This window comes from Variovorax humicola, assembly GCF_037889915.1.
GTDB lineage: Bacteria > Pseudomonadota > Gammaproteobacteria > Burkholderiales > Burkholderiaceae_C > Variovorax > Variovorax humicola.
This window is the reverse complement of record NZ_JBBKZV010000039.1, coordinates 12,447-29,711: the sequence shown is the minus strand read 5'-3', so window position 1 is coordinate 29,711 and position 17,265 is coordinate 12,447. Positions and strand designations below refer to the sequence as shown.

General features: G+C 65.5%; 19 protein-coding genes and 4 pseudogenes. 9 read left to right on the top strand and 14 right to left on the bottom strand.

The annotated features are described in order from the left end of the window. Positions 1–184 precede the first annotated feature (184 nt). Both WKW80_RS32620 and WKW80_RS32615 read right to left on the bottom strand, forming a co-directional pair. Positions 185–679, bottom strand: coding sequence for a P-loop nucleotide/nucleoside kinase family protein (locus WKW80_RS32620; RefSeq protein WP_340367738.1), 495 nt, complete (start codon positions 677–679; stop codon positions 185–187). Then, positions 670–861 (bottom strand): hypothetical protein, encoded by a 192-nt coding sequence (locus WKW80_RS32615; RefSeq protein WP_340367737.1) that lies wholly within the window; start codon positions 859–861, stop codon positions 670–672. Before WKW80_RS32615 ends, WKW80_RS32620 begins: the two co-directional genes overlap by 10 nt. Before the next feature lie 42 nt (positions 862–903). Between WKW80_RS32615 and WKW80_RS32610 the strand changes: the two genes are divergently transcribed. Then, on the top strand, positions 904–1,368 hold the full coding sequence (locus tag WKW80_RS32610) for a flavodoxin (protein ID WP_340367736.1): 465 nt from the start codon (positions 904–906) through the stop codon (positions 1,366–1,368). On the opposite strand, the gene WKW80_RS32605 is transcribed toward WKW80_RS32610, so the two are convergent. Continuing rightward, positions 1,361–1,744, bottom strand: coding sequence for a hypothetical protein (locus WKW80_RS32605; RefSeq protein WP_340367735.1), 384 nt, complete (start codon positions 1,742–1,744; stop codon positions 1,361–1,363). The genes WKW80_RS32610 and WKW80_RS32605 overlap by 8 nt on opposite strands. Positions 1,745–1,942: 198 nt before the next feature. Next, positions 1,943–2,074 (bottom strand): MBL fold metallo-hydrolase RNA specificity domain-containing protein, encoded by a 132-nt coding sequence (locus WKW80_RS32600; protein ID WP_340367734.1) that lies wholly within the window; start codon positions 2,072–2,074, stop codon positions 1,943–1,945. A 91-nt stretch (positions 2,075–2,165) separates the two neighbouring features. Here WKW80_RS32600 and WKW80_RS32595 point away from each other — a divergent pair, with 91 nt between their 5' ends. Together WKW80_RS32595 and WKW80_RS32590 are read left to right on the top strand one after the other, a co-directional pair. Continuing rightward, positions 2,166–3,200, top strand: a complete 1,035-nt coding sequence (locus tag WKW80_RS32595; protein ID WP_340367733.1) for a GNAT family N-acetyltransferase — start codon at positions 2,166–2,168, stop codon at positions 3,198–3,200. Beyond that, entirely contained in the window at positions 3,182–3,325 is a 144-nt protein-coding gene (locus WKW80_RS32590; protein WP_340367732.1) for a YgaP-like transmembrane domain, read from the top strand. Before WKW80_RS32595 ends, WKW80_RS32590 begins: the two co-directional genes overlap by 19 nt. A gap of 13 nt (positions 3,326–3,338) precedes the next feature. Here the strand turns inward: WKW80_RS32590 and WKW80_RS32585 are convergent, their stop codons facing one another. Both WKW80_RS32585 and WKW80_RS32580 read right to left on the bottom strand, forming a co-directional pair. After that, complete coding sequence (locus tag WKW80_RS32585) at positions 3,339–4,181, bottom strand: universal stress protein (protein WP_340367731.1); 843 nt, start codon at positions 4,179–4,181, stop codon at positions 3,339–3,341. A 17-nt stretch (positions 4,182–4,198) separates the two neighbouring features. Further along, positions 4,199–6,340 carry a trypsin-like peptidase domain-containing protein gene (locus WKW80_RS32580; RefSeq protein WP_340367730.1) on the bottom strand — a complete coding sequence of 714 codons (2,142 nt, stop codon included), beginning with the start codon at positions 6,338–6,340 and terminating at the stop codon, positions 4,199–4,201. An 846-nt stretch (positions 6,341–7,186) separates the two neighbouring features. On the opposite strand from WKW80_RS32580, the gene WKW80_RS32575 reads away from it, so the two are divergent. Further along, a complete protein-coding gene (locus WKW80_RS32575; protein WP_340367768.1) occupies positions 7,187–7,531 on the top strand; it encodes a hypothetical protein in 345 nt (114 codons plus the stop codon). 23 nt (positions 7,532–7,554) lie between these two features. Here WKW80_RS32575 and WKW80_RS32570 read toward each other — a convergent pair. Continuing rightward, positions 7,555–7,824, bottom strand: a pseudogene (locus tag WKW80_RS32570) (DDE-type integrase/transposase/recombinase); the annotation flags it as partial. 140 nt (positions 7,825–7,964) lie between these two features. On the opposite strand from WKW80_RS32570, the pseudogene WKW80_RS32565 reads away from it, so the two are divergent. After that, positions 7,965–8,271 (top strand): annotated as a pseudogene (locus WKW80_RS32565) (transposase); the annotation flags it as partial. A 22-nt stretch (positions 8,272–8,293) separates the two neighbouring features. Here the strand turns inward: WKW80_RS32565 and WKW80_RS37520 are convergent. Next, positions 8,294–8,797, bottom strand: a pseudogene (locus tag WKW80_RS37520) (transposase); the annotation flags it as partial. Between the two features lie 193 nt (positions 8,798–8,990). Here WKW80_RS37520 and WKW80_RS32555 point away from each other — a divergent pair. Further along, positions 8,991–9,284 (top strand): universal stress protein, encoded by a 294-nt coding sequence (locus WKW80_RS32555; RefSeq protein WP_340367729.1) that lies wholly within the window; start codon positions 8,991–8,993, stop codon positions 9,282–9,284. 191 nt (positions 9,285–9,475) lie between these two features. Beyond that, positions 9,476–11,911 (top strand): phosphoenolpyruvate synthase, encoded by a 2,436-nt coding sequence (gene ppsA, locus WKW80_RS32550; protein ID WP_340367728.1) that lies wholly within the window; start codon positions 9,476–9,478, stop codon positions 11,909–11,911. Between the two features lie 112 nt (positions 11,912–12,023). On the opposite strand, the gene WKW80_RS32545 is transcribed toward ppsA, so the two are convergent. Further along, positions 12,024–12,365 (bottom strand): cytochrome C, encoded by a 342-nt coding sequence (locus WKW80_RS32545; RefSeq protein WP_340367727.1) that lies wholly within the window; start codon positions 12,363–12,365, stop codon positions 12,024–12,026. Positions 12,366–12,559: 194 nt separating this feature from the next. On the opposite strand from WKW80_RS32545, the gene WKW80_RS32540 reads away from it, so the two are divergent. Both WKW80_RS32540 and WKW80_RS32535 read left to right on the top strand, forming a co-directional pair. Continuing rightward, on the top strand, positions 12,560–12,988 hold the full coding sequence (locus WKW80_RS32540) for a hypothetical protein (protein ID WP_340367726.1): 429 nt from the start codon (positions 12,560–12,562) through the stop codon (positions 12,986–12,988). Between the two features lie 120 nt (positions 12,989–13,108). Continuing rightward, positions 13,109–13,339 carry a hypothetical protein gene (locus WKW80_RS32535; protein WP_340367725.1) on the top strand — a complete coding sequence of 77 codons (231 nt, stop codon included), beginning with the start codon at positions 13,109–13,111 and terminating at the stop codon, positions 13,337–13,339. A gap of 240 nt (positions 13,340–13,579) precedes the next feature. On the opposite strand, the pseudogene WKW80_RS32530 reads toward WKW80_RS32535, so the two are convergent. The 5 genes and pseudogenes from WKW80_RS32530 to WKW80_RS32510 all read right to left on the bottom strand — a co-directional run bounded on the left by WKW80_RS32530 (position 13,580) and on the right by WKW80_RS32510 (position 17,155). Continuing rightward, positions 13,580–14,966, bottom strand: a pseudogene (locus tag WKW80_RS32530) (IS1380 family transposase). A gap of 11 nt (positions 14,967–14,977) precedes the next feature. Beyond that, positions 14,978–15,376: a hypothetical protein gene (locus WKW80_RS32525; RefSeq protein WP_340367724.1), complete on the bottom strand. Its 399-nt coding sequence runs from the start codon at positions 15,374–15,376 to the stop codon at positions 14,978–14,980. 39 nt (positions 15,377–15,415) lie between these two features. Next, a complete protein-coding gene (locus tag WKW80_RS32520; protein ID WP_340367723.1) occupies positions 15,416–15,919 on the bottom strand; it encodes a hypothetical protein in 504 nt (167 codons plus the stop codon). Further along, positions 15,846–16,334 carry an adenylate/guanylate cyclase domain-containing protein gene (locus tag WKW80_RS32515; RefSeq protein WP_340367722.1) on the bottom strand — a complete coding sequence of 163 codons (489 nt, stop codon included), beginning with the start codon at positions 16,332–16,334 and terminating at the stop codon, positions 15,846–15,848. Before WKW80_RS32515 ends, WKW80_RS32520 begins: the two co-directional genes overlap by 74 nt. A gap of 347 nt (positions 16,335–16,681) precedes the next feature. Continuing rightward, on the bottom strand, positions 16,682–17,155 hold the full coding sequence (locus WKW80_RS32510; protein WP_340367721.1) for a hypothetical protein: 474 nt from the start codon (positions 17,153–17,155) through the stop codon (positions 16,682–16,684). Between the last annotated feature and the right edge of the window lie 110 nt (positions 17,156–17,265).

The following is a 17,265-nucleotide window of genomic DNA, read 5'->3' as shown; positions in this document are numbered from 1 at the left end:
CGGGCATCCTCGCGCCGAGTCCACGTCTCGGGCTTGCGCGGCGTCAATCCCGCGGCGCGGGCCACGGTCGATGTTTTGCGCCGACGCTGCCTTTCCGCCCTCAGGTGCGCGACATCCAGAGCGCGCACAGCGACGCCGCGTCCGGCCGCATCTCCGTCTCGACGCAGATGGCCATCGCGCGCTCCTATGCATCCAGTGGCTCCTGGAACGCGAACTGCCGCTCCAGCACGGCCGGGTCGGCTTCGGACCGATCGAGACCGCCGGCATGGCGCGCCGCGACGCGGTGCCGCGGTTGCGCCGGACTCGCGCGCAGGTCCAGGATCGCGAAGGGCACCTGCAACGAGACGGCCAGCCGTGGAACGCGGCACGCTCGGCATGGCGCAGGAAGGCGGCGTCCATGATCACCTGGGCAGCCCGCCTGCAAGGCAAGTCGGACCGCTTCCGCGAGCCGTGCGAAGGTGCGCCGCGTTGCGTCGGGCGTGTAGATGTCGAGCGCCTGGTCCGACGAGTGCGCCAGCGCCGACAGGCCGAACAGGCGCTTGCGTTCGACATCGGAGCGCAGCCGCACCGCGCCGGCGAGCTCGAGCAACTGCGCCGCCACGGTCGACTTGCCGGAGCCGGACAGGCGATCAGCAGGCGCGGCATGCGTTCGGCGCGGTGCACGATGTCCTACGCGCACAGCAGGTAGTCCTCGACACCCGGATGCCCATCCCCGGACGGACCGCGCAGGCTCGCGACCTGCGCCCGGACCAGCGCCCGGTACACCTCGTAGAAGCGCAGCACCGGCAGGCCTTCATGGTCGCCCGAATGCTCCAGGTGCCAGTCGAGGAAACGGAAGGCCAGGTCGGTGCGGCCGTGCATGTCCTTGTGGTCTTCTACTCACTCAGCGGGACCTCGCGGAGCGTGGCGCAGCTGCTTTGCGCGCAACAGGACTGGCGCATCGGCGAGATCACGGAATACCATGGCCGTACGGACGGGTGGGGCAACCTGCGCTGCATCCTCAACGCCTTGTTCTACCTGCGACCGCCCATCCGCTACCTGGGGCCCGGTCCGATCGACTTCGACGCCGTGGTGCTCGTCTCGCCGATCTGGCTGATGCGCCTGGCCAGCCCGATGTGCAGTTTCGTGGCGACCCACCGCAAGCGACTGCCCGAGGTTGCCGTGGTATCGGTCATGGGGGGCCTCGGCAGCCCGGATGCCCCCGACGAGGTCGGGCGATGGATCGGACGGCAAGTCACCTTGAGTACGACCGTCACGGCCCGTGACGCGAAGGACGGCGGTTGCGCCGAACGCATGCAGGCATTCGGCGCTGCACTTGCGCCGACACCGGCTGCGCAAGAGATCGCGCGGCCGGTGCAATTCACCTGAAGGCTCCAAGGATGCGAGCATGAACGAACTGATGAACCGATGGCATGTCGACCATGTCGATTTCTCTCGGCTCCTGGACCTGCTGAGACAGCAGGTCGGCGCCTTCCATGAAGATGGCGCCTCCGACTACCAACTCATGCCGGACGTCGTTCGCGTACCTGCGCGAGTAGGCGACAGCGCCCATCATCCGATGCAGGACATCGCGTTCGCACGGCTGGTGCAGCGTGCGCCGGAGATACACATCCCTGTCAACCGGCTGAAGCAGGAGTACCGGGCCATTGCCGTCGCGGGCGAGGAACTGGTGGGGCTGCTCAAGGAAATCACTGCCGACGCGGTTGGTCTCGCGCGAGAAGGTGGAATCCGCAGCCGCGCTCAACCTTGTCTACTACCGTCACCACCTCGCCGCCGAGGAGCGCGAGATCCTCCCGCGCGCGGCACGACTGCTCGACAATCACGACTGGCAGGCTGTGGCCAAGGCTGTGCCCCAACGGCCGGACCCGCTATTCGGGACGGCGCAAGGCGCGGGCTTCAGCAGCCTCCGTGATGCCCTGAGGCAGACGGCCTGACCGGCTCCTCAGAGCGTGCGCACCTCCATGTAGTCCGGCACCGTCACGGCCCAGCCGTAGCGTTCCTCGATGCCGAGGCGCAGCGCATCGGCCGCGATCGGTTCGCCATGCGTCACGAAGACGTGCCTGGGCGCCGACATGCCGCCCGCCAGGCCAGCAACTGCTCGCGGTCCGCATCGCCGAGAGGCTGTCGAGGTTCGCGACCTCCGCATGGACCGGTACGTACGTCCCATGGATCTTCACCGCCGGCGCGCCCGCCACCATCGCCAGGTGCGGCGCAATTTGCTGACCGGCGGCTTTGCCGGGACCGTGTACGGGGTCAGCCCCAAGCCCACCACGCGCGACGGCCTGCGCATCCACGCGTGCGCCGCCGACCTCCCCTCGCCGCCCGAACCGGCGTTGCTGTTCACACCTGCCGACACCATCGCGCCGTTCATCGCGCAACTTGGTGCACTGGGCACGCGAGCAGCGGTGAATCGTGACGGCCGGGCTCACCGCCGCGCAGAAGCAGGAGGCGCTGGATGCGCAAGGCCATACCTCATGCGCTTGCTCGGTCCCAAACGCGCGCCCGCCGCTGGCGCTGAACGCTTTGCCATCCTGCCCTATCCGGTGCAGTGGGTTCGCCACGCAAGCTGGAACGGGCGCAGCATCACGATCCGGCCGATCCGCCCAGAAGACGAGGGCCAGCATGCGGACTTTCTCAGGCGTCTGAGCATGGAAGACATCCGCATGCGCATCTTCCTGACGCGACGCGAGCTGCCTCGCAGCGAACTGGCCCGCCTGACCCAGATCGACTACGACCGCGAGATGGCGTTCATCGCGGAAGACGTCGATGCCGGTGGGCGCGCCGAGACGCTCGGCGTGGCGCGCACGGTCAGCGACCCGGACAACACCGAGGCCGAGTTCGCGATCATCGTTCGTTCCGATCTCAACAGCGCAGGCCTCGGCCGGCTGCTGTTCCAGCAGCTGATCGAACATGCGCGCAGCCGCGGCACCGGCCGGCTCGTGGGCATCGTGCTGCGCGAGAACGCTCGCATGCTGAACCTAGCGCGCGCCATGGGTTTCGCGGATGACCATACCGAGCCTGCGAATTCCGACCAGCGTCGCATCGTGCTGCCGCTGGCGCCAAGAAGCTTGGTCCAGCACAACACGCCGGCGGCCGATGGCGCGCATCATGCCATCAACCACGCATTGACTCCGCCCGTGAAAACGAACCTCGGAGATTTCGATCGCGCATTGCCGTTGGCTTGCGTCTCCTCGCATTGACGAGCATCGGAGCGATCGGCTTGTGGGGACTGGTCGGGCTCGTGCCGCTCGTCACCGGCGTTGCGGCGGTGTGGCCGGCGTACCCCCTTTTCGGCCTGAGCAACTGCCGTTCGAAGACCTCGTGAGCGGCGGCTAGCCTCAATTGGCAAACAGCACCGGCAGGGTCATCCAACGCAGCATCCGCTTCGTGACGCCGCCCAGCACCCACTCGCGCCAGCGCGAGTGACCGTAGCCGCCCATCACCAGCAAGTCGGCCTGGACGTCGCGGGCGCCCGAGAGAAGGGCCTCGGTGATGTCGCCATCCACGATCTCGCGCCGGGCCGTCGCGCGCAGGCCGTGATGTTCGAACCAAGCCACCTGTTCGGGTGGCAGCAGCAGGTCCTCGGCTTCCGGCTCGCCGGGGTTGCGCAACGACAGCACGGTAATTCGAGATGCGGCATCCAGCAATGGCAAGGCCGCGCGCATGGCCACGGCGGCGGCCCGCCCGCCATCCCAGGCGACGAGTACGCTGGCGCCGATGCTGTCGAATCGACCGAAGCAAGGCACCAGGAGCACCGGCCGGCCCACCTCCAGCATGACCTTCGCGCCGAGGTCGCGCAGCGCCGCTTCGGGCGGATCGTGCTCGTCGTCCTGGCCCAGGATGACAAGGTCCGCCGCGCGACCATGGGCCACCAGCGCGTGCAGCGCCGGACGATCCGTGCGGCACACTTCCCAGCTCACGCCGGCCACGCCTGCCATGTGGTGGCGGAAGGCTTCCGCGACCTGGTCTGCCCGTCGCCGCAGCCAGGCAGCTGTGGCGGCGGCAAAGTCGGGCGCATCCCGCGGCACCGCGCCGAACGGTATGGCCGCCTCATGGCGCCCCGTCGGAAGCAAGCCGACCAGATGGCTGCCGTGCCTGCGCGCGAGGGCGGCTGCGAGGCTGACGCGTGCAGCACACCGCTCGGTGTGATCGAGGTGCACGAGCAGGGTCTTCAGCTTCATGGGGGCAACTCCTTCGTTCAACGACGGTCGACCGCGATGTAGCTGCGCAGCTTTCCCCGGGCTACGAGCATCGCGATGACATCGTTGCCTCGGGCGGTTGCCAGCGCACTGTCGAGCTCGTGGGGCGTGGCCGTCGGCGCATCGTTGACACCGAGGATCTGGTCGCCGACGTGGATGCTCTGCGCGGCGCCCGTGACGGTGCGCACGTAGCGCCCGCCATCGCCCAGCGCGCCCTTTCGCTCGATCACGCCCAGGCCGAGACGCGATTCGTCGCGCTGCGTCGCCGGAGGCCGATCGTCTTCCGCCGGCCTGGCCGCAACGATCTCGGTGGCGGTGGCGGTGGCGGTGGCGGTGGCGGCGGCGGTGACGCTGACCTGGGTCGCCGCCCGACGCCGCCACACCGTCAGCATGAGCGTTGCGCCGGGTCGGGCCGAGCCCACGGCCTCCTGGATGTCGGCATAGGTCCCGGGCCAGGCGCCATTGACCGCGAGGATCACGTCGCCGGTGCGCATGCCGGCGCGCGCAGCGCTGTCCTGCGAGTCCACGCCCACCACCATGGCCCCGACGACACGGTTGATGCCGAAGGCCTGCGCCAGCTCAGACGTCAGCGGCTGGGTGTGCGCGCCGATCTTCGCGCGGGTGACATGGCCGGTGGTGCGCAGTTCATTGGCCACGCGCAAGGCCAGGTCGATCGGCACGCTCAGGGAATAGCCGGGGAGCCCTCCGAGGGCCGAATAGACCATCGCATTCATGCCGATCACTGCGCCCCGCCGGTTGAACAACGGCCCGCCCGAACTGCCTGGATTGAGCGCGACATCGGTTTGGATGTAGGGCACGCCGCCCCCGCCTTCGACAAAGCGCGGACTGGCGCCGAGGACGCCGGCGGTCACGCTCTGCTCGAAGCCCAGCGGCGAGCCCAACGCAGCCACCGGCTCGCCGGGGCAAGGCACGGCCGTGGCGATGGCCGCAACGGCGAGGCCCGATGCCTCGACCTTGAGCAGGGCCACGTCGGTGCGCTTGTCGATGCCGACGATGCTGGCCCTGAAGCCTCGTCCGTCGGCGAAGCGTGCGGCGACATCATGCGCACCGGCCACGGCATGCGCGCTCGTCACGATGTAGCCGTCCGGCCGGATGACGAGGCCCGCGGCGGTGCTGCGTCCAACGGACGGCGCCCCTTGCTTGCGGTATGGCTCGCCGGGGGCGCCTGCATCGTCCACTTCATCGTGTTCGGCTTCGCCGACGTTCCACCCCACATCGACGCCACTCGCGACCAGCGTCACCACTGCCGGGGTTTCGCGCGCGGCGGCCGCCGCGAAGTCCGCGACGCGGCCATCGGTTCGCTCGGGGCATGACGCGTCCATCGCGCCGGCAGGGGCGACAAGGGTCAGGGCGAGGGCGCCCGACAGGACTTTCGCGCGAACGGGCTTCACGGGTGGATCGTCGCGCTGGCAGGACGGGCTCCCCTTGCGCTGGCGCAAGCCAGGCGCGTGTTCAACGCACCAGTCGCTGATGCCTTGCGCGAAGTCCAGCCACACGGCCTGCAGCGCCATCAAGGCCAGCAGCACGCCCGCGATGCGCGCGCCCCAGCGTGCCCGCGATGGACCCAGCTTGTCGTTCCCCAGCAGCTGCAAGGCCCACGGGGCCGCCCCATCACCATCGCGCCGTCGAGCGCGCCGTTGCCCAGGCTGGCCAGCGCGAGCGCCGAACAGAGCAGGCCGCACGGCATCACCAAACACAGCGCACCCATGGTCAGCACGCCGAACGCCGAACGCCTGTGCGGACGCATGCGCAAGGCCAGCCTCTTGCCCAGCCCTGTGGGCCCAGTCCGGCTGCCGGCCCTGGAAGATCAGGGCCAGGCCCCAGGCCAGCGTGGCCGCATGCAGCAGCACCCACAGCGGCTTCAGTGCCGTCACGTGTGCGCTCGCATAGGCCAGCGACTGCGCCGCGCCGGCGACGAGCGCCCCGGCCAAGGCATAGCTGGCTGCCCGCCCCGCATGGAACGCCAGCGTGGTCGATACCGGCGCGGCTTCCACCGTGGAGCCGAGCGGTGCGCGCACCAGTCGGATCACCCCGGCCGATGGCGCGGCGCACATGGACACGCAATGCGGCCCGCCGGCCCGCCCCATCAGCAACGCGGCAGTCGCCAGGCCGCCTTGCATCAGACGATGCGCGAATAGCGCGTGCGGGTTCGGCCTGCAGATAGCGGTCGAACACCATGGCGATGGCGCGCACGAAGAACCATCCCATCGGCGTGACCTCCGGCGCATGGTCGCTCAGGCGCACCAGGCCGTGGGCGATCAGCGGCCCGAGCGCGGCGAACTCTGGCGCGAAGTGGTCGCGAAAATCGACCGGGTGCGCATGACCCTGCCTCGTTTCCACGTACACCAAGTCACGCAGCCAGGAGGCTGAGTTCCCCTTCGACGGGGGCAAGGTACCCGATGGCCGTTTGCATGCGCACGCGGTTGTACAACCCAACAACGGAACACCCATTAGTACCGAATCGCGAGAAGTCCGATACCACCGGCATCCGAGGTTCGGCCGTACGGTGTGGGTGCATGTCACGAGGATCAGCCAGGGGCAAGTTGTCGTTCGCTGCGGGCTGACGCCCGAACTGGACGTGCGCGTGCGGTCGAGATCCCGCTGTGGATGTTCCACGCAGGGGTGCGCAGCGCCTTGCACAGGGGCCTGCGATCCGGAGGTCTGCGTTGATGCTTTGCGCGAATTGCATGCGTTGATCGGACTTGCACGCCCGATCGGGCCACATCGCCGACTCAGTGCTAAAAGCCGAGCACCATGACCAGTCACTTGCAGGAGGTGCTCATGCCATCGACTCTGAAGGCGCCGCGGGCGATTCAACTGACGCTGTTCCGGCCGTCTCGCAACGAACCGAGCTGGGAGGCCGATCCCAATCGACGTCCGATCGCAGGAACTGCGCCTACTGGCGCGCATGCTTCGCGATCACGTTGCTCGTCAGCACGGGCAGGCAACGCCCCCGAAGGACCGCTATGAATGACAAGATCAAGCCTCAACACCTTTCGCGCAAGGCGATCCACTACGTCCGCCAGTCCTCGACCTACCAGGTCAGTCATAACCTAGAGAGCCAACGGCTGCAGTACGCCATGCAGGAGCGGCTGCAGCACCTCGGCTGGCGCGAGATCGAGGTCGTTGACGAGGATCTGGGCCGCTCAGCCGCTGGGACCGTGACGCGCAGCGGCTTCCAGCGCATGTGGCCGATGTGTGTCTGGGCAAGGTCGGCGCGGTTGCCGCGCGCGAGGTTTCGCGCTTTGCCCGCCACAGCCGCGAGTGGCAGCAGTTGGTCGAAGTGTGCCGTGTCGTCGGCACCGTGCTGATCGACCATGGCGAAGTCCGCCGCCAGGCGACGGTAGTCGTGGCTTGCGTTATGGCTTCCACGATCGGTGTGTACAAGCAGTCCGGCTTCTCTGCCAGTATGCCAACTTCAGTGCCGCGCAGACCAACTTCGCATCGATCCTCTCGGACATCGACCAGCCCACGATTCGGCGGCTCGCCAGATCCATCACAACGGCCAGGTACAACCAGCCCTCGCCGGTTGCGACATACGTGATGTCGCCCACCCAGGCCCGGTTCGGCTGCACCCGTCGAAGCGACGATTCAGGAGGTTGGGTGTCACCGGTTCTACGCCAGGACAGCAGGCCTGTCCGGACTCTGGCGCATGAAAGGGCGCCCTCTTGACCTGCATCCAAGCCAAATCCAGCGCCTCGCAGCGGTTAACCTACGTCAAGCCCGGGCCCTCGCCCCGCCTAACGATGCGCTCGGCAGCCCAACGGCCTTCCGCGGACGTTGCGCATGTACTGCCTCCAGCAGTTGGTACGGCTTGGCCGATGAAGCGCTGGAACAAGCGCTGTACGAGCCAGGCACTGCGCGATTCGTGGGCATTGACCTGTCGCATAAGTCGGTGTCCGACACCACCACGCTGTTGAAGTCAGGCGATTGCTGCTGGACAAAGACCTCACGAAGACGGTGTTCGAAGGAACCAACGCCCCTTGCCGAGCGAGGGTCTCTGATGCGCGCGTGCACCATCGTGGATGCGACCATCTTCGCGGCGCCGAATTTCCACGTCGTCATGCGTGCCCCTAGCCCGAACTTGCATGGAGGAACACGCTGCCTGGTGAGTGATGCGAGGCCCAGCAAAACTCGCACGCAGCGCGTGTTGCGCAAGAATCACCGTCCCCATCTTGATGATCCGCACGCAGATCGCGGCGTGGTGGCGCGCTCCAGCTCGCCGCCCCTCAAGGCGAGTTCGCGAAGGCGCTGCATCTACATATAGGTCAATGCTGAAGCAGCAAGCGCAGCTGCTTGGCCGCAAAGCGGTGGCAACTCGCTCGCGTGCCGAACAGGTCAAACTTCGCCTCCTTGATGCGGTTCTCGGCTTCGCCCCGGGCACAGTGCAAGCGCTCAACAGCTGTGCAGCGCCGTCGTCGAGATCGGTCACCACGAAGCACGGGTTGTTGCCTTGTGCACCGTGCTCCAGCCGCGCGTGCACGCGCCGCTCGATGTTCCAGCTGTCGGCCGCGTCGGCGAACTCGCCGCAGACGCTGCTTGGTGCCAGTGCGTTTGTGCTCGTCGGCGAGCATTCGCCTCGGCGTATTGCACGATGGCGCAAGGTCTCATATCAGAAACCCGATACGAACTCACGCGCCTCTGACGCAACGAATCGACGTTCGCAAACTACGCGAACAGCCAGCGCAGAAAGCAGGAGGTTGATCCAGCGCAACGTCCCACACGGATGAGCATACTAGCCTTCGACATCATCCCATCCAGGGAACCATCATGAAGACCCAATGGACCCTCGTCGCCGATGCCGCATCGGCCCCGGGGCGTGACTCTCGCGAACTTAGCGACAAGGAACTCAAGCCGGCCGGCGGTTGCCGAAGGCCTTTGGCATCGCCTATAACATGGAGATCCGCAACAGGCCAAGTGGCGCAAGAGACCATCAAATGCGCGAACAAAGGCATGTTCAACCTGATCGTGCCGGGCTCCAAAGGCCGCGGCGCGGCGGCCGAGCTGTTGCTAGGCCCGGTCGCGCAGAAGGTACTGGTGCGAAACAGCCAGTCGTCGTGCTGAAGTGATGCTTCCAGCAGCCAAAGCAAAGGAGTGCTCCATGTACCAGCGAATTCTTGTTCCTGTCGACGGCAGCGCGATTCGCATCTCGCCGGTGCCCGTGCTGCTCGTTCGTGCTGCGAGGCAGGCCGGCAAGGAATGAGCAGCGCACGACCGAGCCGCGTCGCATACCGCAAAACGTCGAGGAAACGCCAATGGCCCCGCAAGCAACCTTCATCCGCTGGTTTTCCGAGCTGGGCGCCGAGAACGTGCCGACCGTGGGCGGCAAGAACGCATCGCTCGGAGAGATGTATCGCGCGCTCACCCCGCACGGTGTGCGTGTGCCCAACGGCTTCGCCATCACCGCAGAGGCCTATTACCGAACGCTCGAGCAGGCCGACGCGTTGCCGCGCTTGAGGGACGTACTGGCCGGCCTCGATGTGAATGACGTCGATGATCTCGCGCGGCGCGCGCGGCGCGCGCGGGAGATCATCTACGCCGCCGCCCTCCCCGATGCGTTGACGGCCGAGATCTGCGCTGCCTATGCGCGATTACGTGAAGAGTTCGGCGCCGACATGACGGTGGCGGTGCGCAGTTCCGCCACTGCGGAAGACCTCCCGGACGCCAGCTTCGCCGGCCAGCACGAGAGCTTTCTGAACATTTCCGGCGAGGTCCGGCTGCTGGACGCCGTGCGCCTGTGCTTTGCCAGCCTGTTCAAGGACCGCGCCATTGCCTACCGCGTCGACAACGGCTTTGATCACCTCAAGATTCTCCAGTCAGTGTGCGTGATGCAGATGGTGCGCTCTGACCGGGCCGCCAGTGGCGTCATGTTCACGCTCGACACCGACAGCGGATTTCGCGACGTCGTGTTCATCACCGGGGCGTACGGCCTCGGGGAGAACGTCGTTCAGGGCACGGTGGACCCCGACGAGTTCTATGTCTTCAAGCCCACGCTGAAACAGGGCCATCGCGCGGTGCTCAGGCGCAAGCTGGGCGGCAAGGAGGCACGGCTGGTGTATTCGAAAGGGGCCGGTCGGGAAACTACCTGCAACCTGCCGACGCCGCCGGAAGATCGGGCCCGGTACTGCATCGACGACGCAGACGTGTTGGCACTGGCGGACGCCGCCGTGGTCATCGAGGACCACTACAGCCGACTTGCGGGCCAGCCGACGCCGATGGACATCGAATGGGCCAAGGACGGCCTGGACGGGCACATCTACATCGTACAGGCCCGCCCTGAGACGGTGGCGTCGCGCAAGCCGCTGACCTGCGTCGACGAGTACCACATAGATGCGCCTGCCGCTCCCCTTGTCAGGGGCCGGGCCGTCGGCTCGACGATCGCAGCTGGCAAGGCGCGCGTCGTGACCGATGTGATCGCACTCGGCCAGTTCCAGCCCGGCGAAGTGCTGGTTGCCGACACCACGATGCCCGATTGGGGAACGGTGATGAAAATTGCGGCAGCCGTCGTCACCAACCGCGGCGGTCGTACCTGCCATGCGGCCATCGTCGCCCGCGAAATCGGCATACCTGCCGTCGTCGGGTGCGACAATGCGACGGCCAGCATCCGCACCGGCGACGAGGTCACCGTGTCCTGTGCCCAGGGCGCCGAAGGCCGCGTCTATGCGGGCGCAGTGCCATTCGAGAAGACGCGTGTCGACTTGTCGACACTTGCGCGTCCGCAGACCCGGTTGATGGTCAACTTGGGCAATCCTGATAGTGCGTTCCAGACGGCGCTCCTGCCCAACGACGGTGTCGGCCTGGCGCGCATGGAGTTCATCGTGGCCGAACACATCAAGGTTCATCCGATGGCGCTGGTGCATCCCGAGAAGATCGACGACGCGGGTGTGCGCGCCGAAATCGCTCGCTTGACGCGGTCCTTCGAGCGGTCGGCCGACTACTTCGTGCGCGAACTGTCCGAAGGCGTTGGCATGATCGCCGCGGCCTTCTATCCAAAGCCGGTGATCGTGCGCATGTCCGACTTCAAGACCAACGAGTACGCCAGCCTGCTCGGCGGCGGCTGGTTCGAACCGAAGGAAGAGAACCCGATGATCGGCTTTCGCGGCGCCTCGCGCTACACGCACCCGGCCTATTCAGAGGGCTTCGCTCTCGAATGCGCCGCCATGAAGCGGGTACGCGAAGACATGGGAATGACGAACGTGAAGCTGATGATTCCGTTTTGCAGGCGCATCAAGGAGGCCGAGGATGTGCTCGAAGCGATGGCTGCCCATGGCTTGCGTCGCGGTGTCGATGGCCTCGACATCTACGTGATGTGCGAGATTCCAAACAACGTGATCCAGATCGACGCCTTTGCACGGCTATTCGACGGCTTTTCGATCGGCTCCAACGACCTGACGCAATTGGTGCTGGGCGTGGACCGCGACTCGCGCATCGTGGCCTTCGACTTCGACGAGCGTGACGACGGCGTCAAGGCCATGATCCGCCAAACCATTGAGGGTGCGCGTCGAAACGGCCGACATGTCGGAATCTGTGGTCAGGCACCGTCGGACTACCCGGAGGTCGCCGCGTACCTGGTCGAGCTCGGCATTGATGCGATGAGCGTGACGCCGGACACGCTGATCAAGATCACGCGTGACGTGCTCGCCGTCGAACAGCGGCTGGGACGTTCGCCCCGCGCCATTGCAACCACCTGAACTAAACACGACATCATGAAGAAGCGCCAGACTACGCGATGCTCACGGAACGCGAGCCCGAGCAGCCCGATCGCGAGCAGGATGGACCACGGGTGGCGCTTCCCCCAGTCATTCATGGCAGGGACCCGGGACGCCGGCTTGCCGTCGGCATCAGGACCACGGGCGGGCCGGACGGCGACCTGAAACCATAGAAGCTTTCATTGAGGTGGCGTGTCACCGCCACGATGTCCTCGTCGCTCCATTCGAGCGATGCCGCGGCCTGCCAGCGAACGACTTGCGCTTGCAGGCTGTTCCAGTCTGTGGCGAGCCTGCGCTCGCGCCAGTGCACCTGCGTCGTATGGCACGCAATGCAATGCGTTGCGTACAGGAGTTCGCCGCGCGACTGGGCCCCTGCCGAAACACCGGACAGTAACGAGGCGGCGAGAACACAGGCTGGCAGGGGTCGAATGAACATGCGACGGCTCCTCTTTGAAATCGCCGCAACCGGAAAGCCGCCGACGACAGGAGCACAGCATCGCGCGGCTACCCGGCCGGCACCTTGATGCAGAGAAACGTTGCACGAGTTTGATCCCGCGCAAGGTGTGGCGCTCGCCGGCTGCAAGAATTTCCACAACGCAGCACGTGCAACGTCAAGAAGGAGGTCCAATCATGAATTCGCTGGCCGCTTCGAACCATGTCCATTCCCACATTCCGTATGGACGCGCCCAATGTCTCGCCGCCCTGTCGGGCATTGCCGCGGAGATGGATTCGTCGCTGGAACAAGCACGCCGGCTGGGTGCCGAGCGTTGCCTGAAGTCCTTGCGTGCAATCCTCGTTCCTTTCGATCTCGGCCGCCATGAAGTCCGCATCCATGCGAGGGCGGACTCGACCTGCCTGAGCGTAAATCTGCGCCAGGACAATCAATGCGGAAGGCTGGTGAGCGACATCCGAGGCGACAGTCTCCTGCTGGATGTCTTGCAGGAGATCGACGATTTCCTGTATGCGCATGAGGATTGGGTCCAGTATCTCGATGGCGCCGTTCTCAATATGCCGGCGGGCTCGGAGCAGGCACCGGCACGATTTAGCGGAACCCGCTGATGACGCTGCGGCGCCCCTCGCGCCAAGAAGGCGCACCATAGTGCGCTGGGCTTACGGGGTGTTGCGGATTGGATGCCGGCCCTCATGCATGCAGCAAAGGAGCCGTCTTGGACATTCCCCGTGAAGCCGACAGGCACGGTATCGACATCGACCGTATCGCGCGGATCGCCGCGGATCAGACGCGACGAAGGCGTGGCGCCCGTTCTGGTGGCACTGGGCGGGTCGCGAGACGACGGACTGCTGATGGCGCTGGGCATGACGGCTGGCGTCGGCTCGCTCGCTTTCTCGGCCATTGTCATTGCCGGCCTGGTGAAGATCGGCAGCCAGGTCGTTGCGCCGTTGCACTTCTGAAATCGACTGCGCGACGCACGTGGCCCAACCCTGACTTACATCAAGAAACGTGGTTGGACCTTCGATGGTTTAGGCGGTTGAGTAACGCTTCAACTTTGGCATATCCAATGCCGCGTAGGGTGGGGGCGTCCATTCCATTACTTCACGCAATCCAAGAACCTGAATCCGTGAGCCGAAATGCTCTCGGGGGCAATTGGGGCTACTCTGTGACGGACGTAGACGCGCAATTCGAAGCCCGCGTCATGGCAGTGCCGAGAGTTCTGCGTGCAGCCGCTGGAAGGCCTTGGCCGCGCGATCGTTGGCACCGAGCCCGAGGATGAGGCGCCGGCCATGCTCGATGAGGCGACCGGCGCGGTAGATGAGTTCCTGCATCACGGTCTTGAGGCGCCTGCGCTTGGCCGCATGGCGCACCGGTGCATCGGGCCCCAGCAGCCCGGCCTGTCCCATCAGGCGCAGGATGCTCATGGCCAACGCCGCGAGTTCGCACACCAGATAGTTTGTATCGAACTTGCCCGAGGGCAGTCGCTCCAGGTCGAGGTCGGTCTTGAACTCGGAATGGAACTGCTCGTGCGTGCCGTGGTCGGCATACAGCGCGATGATGGCCTTCGCATCGAACTGTTTGGCGCCCAGGCTGGTGGTCCAGCCGTCCAGCGTGAGCTTGGGCTCGATCAGCAACTGGCCCTTCATCGATGGTGCGCTCAGTCAGACGCAGCACCCGGCGCAGCGGCCGCTCGATGCCCTCGATGTGCAGCGCCTGTTCCCACAGCGTCACGCGCTTGCCATCCCGCGGGTGTTCCCAGAGCGTGGTGGCGTCGGCCTCAAGCCGCTCGGCCAGCGCTGCCACATCGGTCGTGCGTGGGTTCCACTTGATCAGCCAGTCCACCGCTGGCATCCCCGGCACGCCGGCCCGGTTGTACGAATCGATCTCACGCATCAGCGCCGCGGAGTCGAAGCCAGAGTCCAGCCGCGCCAGGATCGGTGCCTTCGGCCCTGCCGCGCTCAGGCGTTGCGCCATCGGGAGCACACGCTCAAAGTTGAATTGCGTCTCCGACGCCGAGTGCTGCACGCCCGGGCGCAGCGCCAACTCCAGGCAGAACCCGTGCGAGCCCAGATACGCGGCCAACGGACAGTAGCCATCGACCCCGCTGTAGGTGCGCCCCACGCCGTCCTTGGCGGTGTCGCCGTTGTCCATCGTGAACGTATCGACATCCAGCGCGAGCCAGCCGCACGGCAAGACGCCATAGTCGAGCCGCACGCCGGACAGCAGCGTCTCGATCAACGGGGGCAGGAAGTCAAACAGGTCGCCCGCGCGTGCATCCATGCGCTGGCGCAGCGTCGGGCTGGAGGGCAGCAGCTTGATACCCAGCGCCTGCTTGAAGAAGGCATCGCCGCGGAAGTTCTCGATCGCGTCGAAGTCGCTCTTGCCCTGCACCAACAGACCCAGGTAGCTGCGCAGGATGTCGCTGTTGGCAACGCCATTCTTCACGGGCAAGGCGCTGTCGATGCGCTTGAACACCGAGGCGAGTCGGTTCAGATGATGTGCGACCAACGCCAGGCCGGCCACCGGGTGAGGTCGTAGTCGAGTTGCTTGACGATGAAGGGGCGCATTTCGAAGAATCAGACGCATTTGAAACAGCGTCATCGACGCCTCGCACTCGTCTCGCGTTTACCGAAATCACATCGCATCGGCCTCACCCGCAGGGTGATCGCGCGCAATGCTTCCTCGTATCGAAACCCAATCACTGTCACGCCCTGGACGCGGTAGCCGAGTGTGGCCAGTGCATATGCCGCGAAGGCCAGGGTCATGGGATTGTCCCGGTGGTCCGCAAGGGCCTCGTCTGCCAAGCGCAGCCCGGTTCTCACGTCCTGAGCGTCCCCTTGACCGTCGATCACGCGGTGCATGCACGCAAATGCCCCGAACGCTTTCGCCAACGAATAGCGCGGGTCCAACTGCAGCGCGCGATCGAGCAACAAAGACGCTTCATCCTTCTGTGCCTTGCTCGCGCCTGGCAGGATCCCAGGCAGCGCGCGCAGCACAAGATCGTAGGCCTGCAGATTGCTGGTGGGTTTTACTCTCTAGAGTTCGATCTCGGCGCGCTCCACGCTGGGCACAATTGCCCACACCACGTTCTCGGTGATGCGATCCTGCAGATCGAACACATTCTCCAGCGCGCCATCGAAGCTGTCGGCCCAGATGTGACTGCCGCTCTCGGCTTCGATCAACTGGCCGCTGATTCGGATCTGGCTGCCCGCCTTGCGTACGCTTCCTTCGAGCACGTAGCGCACCCCGAGTTCGCGCCCCACCTGCTTGATGTCCACGGCCCGGCCCTTGTAGACAAAGCTCGAGTTGCGGGCGATAACGAAGAACTGCCCCGTGCGCGCGAGGGCCGTGGTGATGTCCTCGACCATGCCGTCGGCAAAATACTCCTGCTCCGGGTCGCGGGTTATGTTGGTGAAGGGCAGCACCGCGATCGAGCGGCGGTCTGCCAGCGCGTGCGCTGGCGATTTAACCGCGGCGGCAGGCGCAACCTGCCCATCGCGCGCCGCATAGACTACGACACGAAACAGCGGGCTCGGCAATGTTCTTCACCGCCTGTTCGCCCATGTCTTCGGACTGCAGCGCAAGCCGGTTGCTGACCTGGTCGCGCACTGCTTGCGACGCGCAGATGCCTCCGGCGGCGGCGAGCGACTCCAGCCGCGCAGCGATGTTGACGCCGTCGCCGTAGATGCCATCGGAATCGGCCAGCACGTCGCCGAGGTTGACGCCGATCCGGTAGCGCATGCGCCGCGATTCGGGCAGGCCAGAGTTGGCTTCTTCCATTGCACGCTGGACGTTGACCGCACATTGCACTGCGCTCACAACGGAGGCAAATTCGGTCAGCATCGAATCTCCGGGTGCGTTGACGATGCGCCCGCCAGCGGCTTCGACGTGGACGGCGATCAGCGCCCGGCGTTCGGTCAACGCCCACACCGTCGCCTGGTCATCCTCCTGCATCAGTCGGCTTTAGCCGACCACATCGGCTGCGATGACCGCTGCGAGCCTGCGTTCGCCGTTTGACCGCTCCATCGCGTTCCTTATGATCGATGGATGTTACCGACTCACCGGCGCGATGGATAGGGATCGAGTCGGGTCACGGAATACCGGTCCCAAGTTGATCAGACGGTCGGGCGGCTCCGTTGTGGCGCGAGCTCGAACTAATCTGGCGGACGAGATGAGGCTGTGCGACGACCGTCTTACGCTGCATGGCGGGCGCCCAGCAGCCCTAAAGCGGGCGACAGCAATGGGCCCACTACGGTCTTCTGAGATTCCCGATAGCGGCCGTTGACGGCCGGGGCAACTCATCAGTTTCGCCATTCAAGCGACGACCAATCTTCACCAGAGGAGTTGCTGAGAATTTTGAGCAGCGTGCCTTGAAGGCTACCCCGTCGGTCGAATGAGGCCCACAACGTCATTCGACCCATTCGACGTGCGGCGCAACTGCAGTTGAGCACTACTTGCATCAACGCTTCCTCCAGCGCACTTCTATCTACGTTCCACGCGGGGCAATCTCTGTCGACTTCCACAACAACCTCAATGCGCTTATCAAGGGTATGCCTGAAAAGGTCGGCTAGGGAGCACAAGAATGGTAATACCTCGACGCGCTCAGGAACCAATGTTCGGCGCCCAGCGATGGAAAGCAGCACAGCAGTGACCAAATCTTCATCTCGCACGCCCAGCCAAAGTTCGGAGGCTGCCGCAACACCCCCCGGCATCGGGATGGCTGCGTTGGACGCGACATGCTCGCCCAAAAGATATGAAGGCTGTTGCGTTGACATGTGCGCCGATCATGAAAAAGACACTTCTAGCCCAGGCCAGAGACCTTGGTCTGTACGCTGGCGCACACATCGGAATTCCTTTCCTCGGTGCCGCGTAAGGGAGAGCGCCA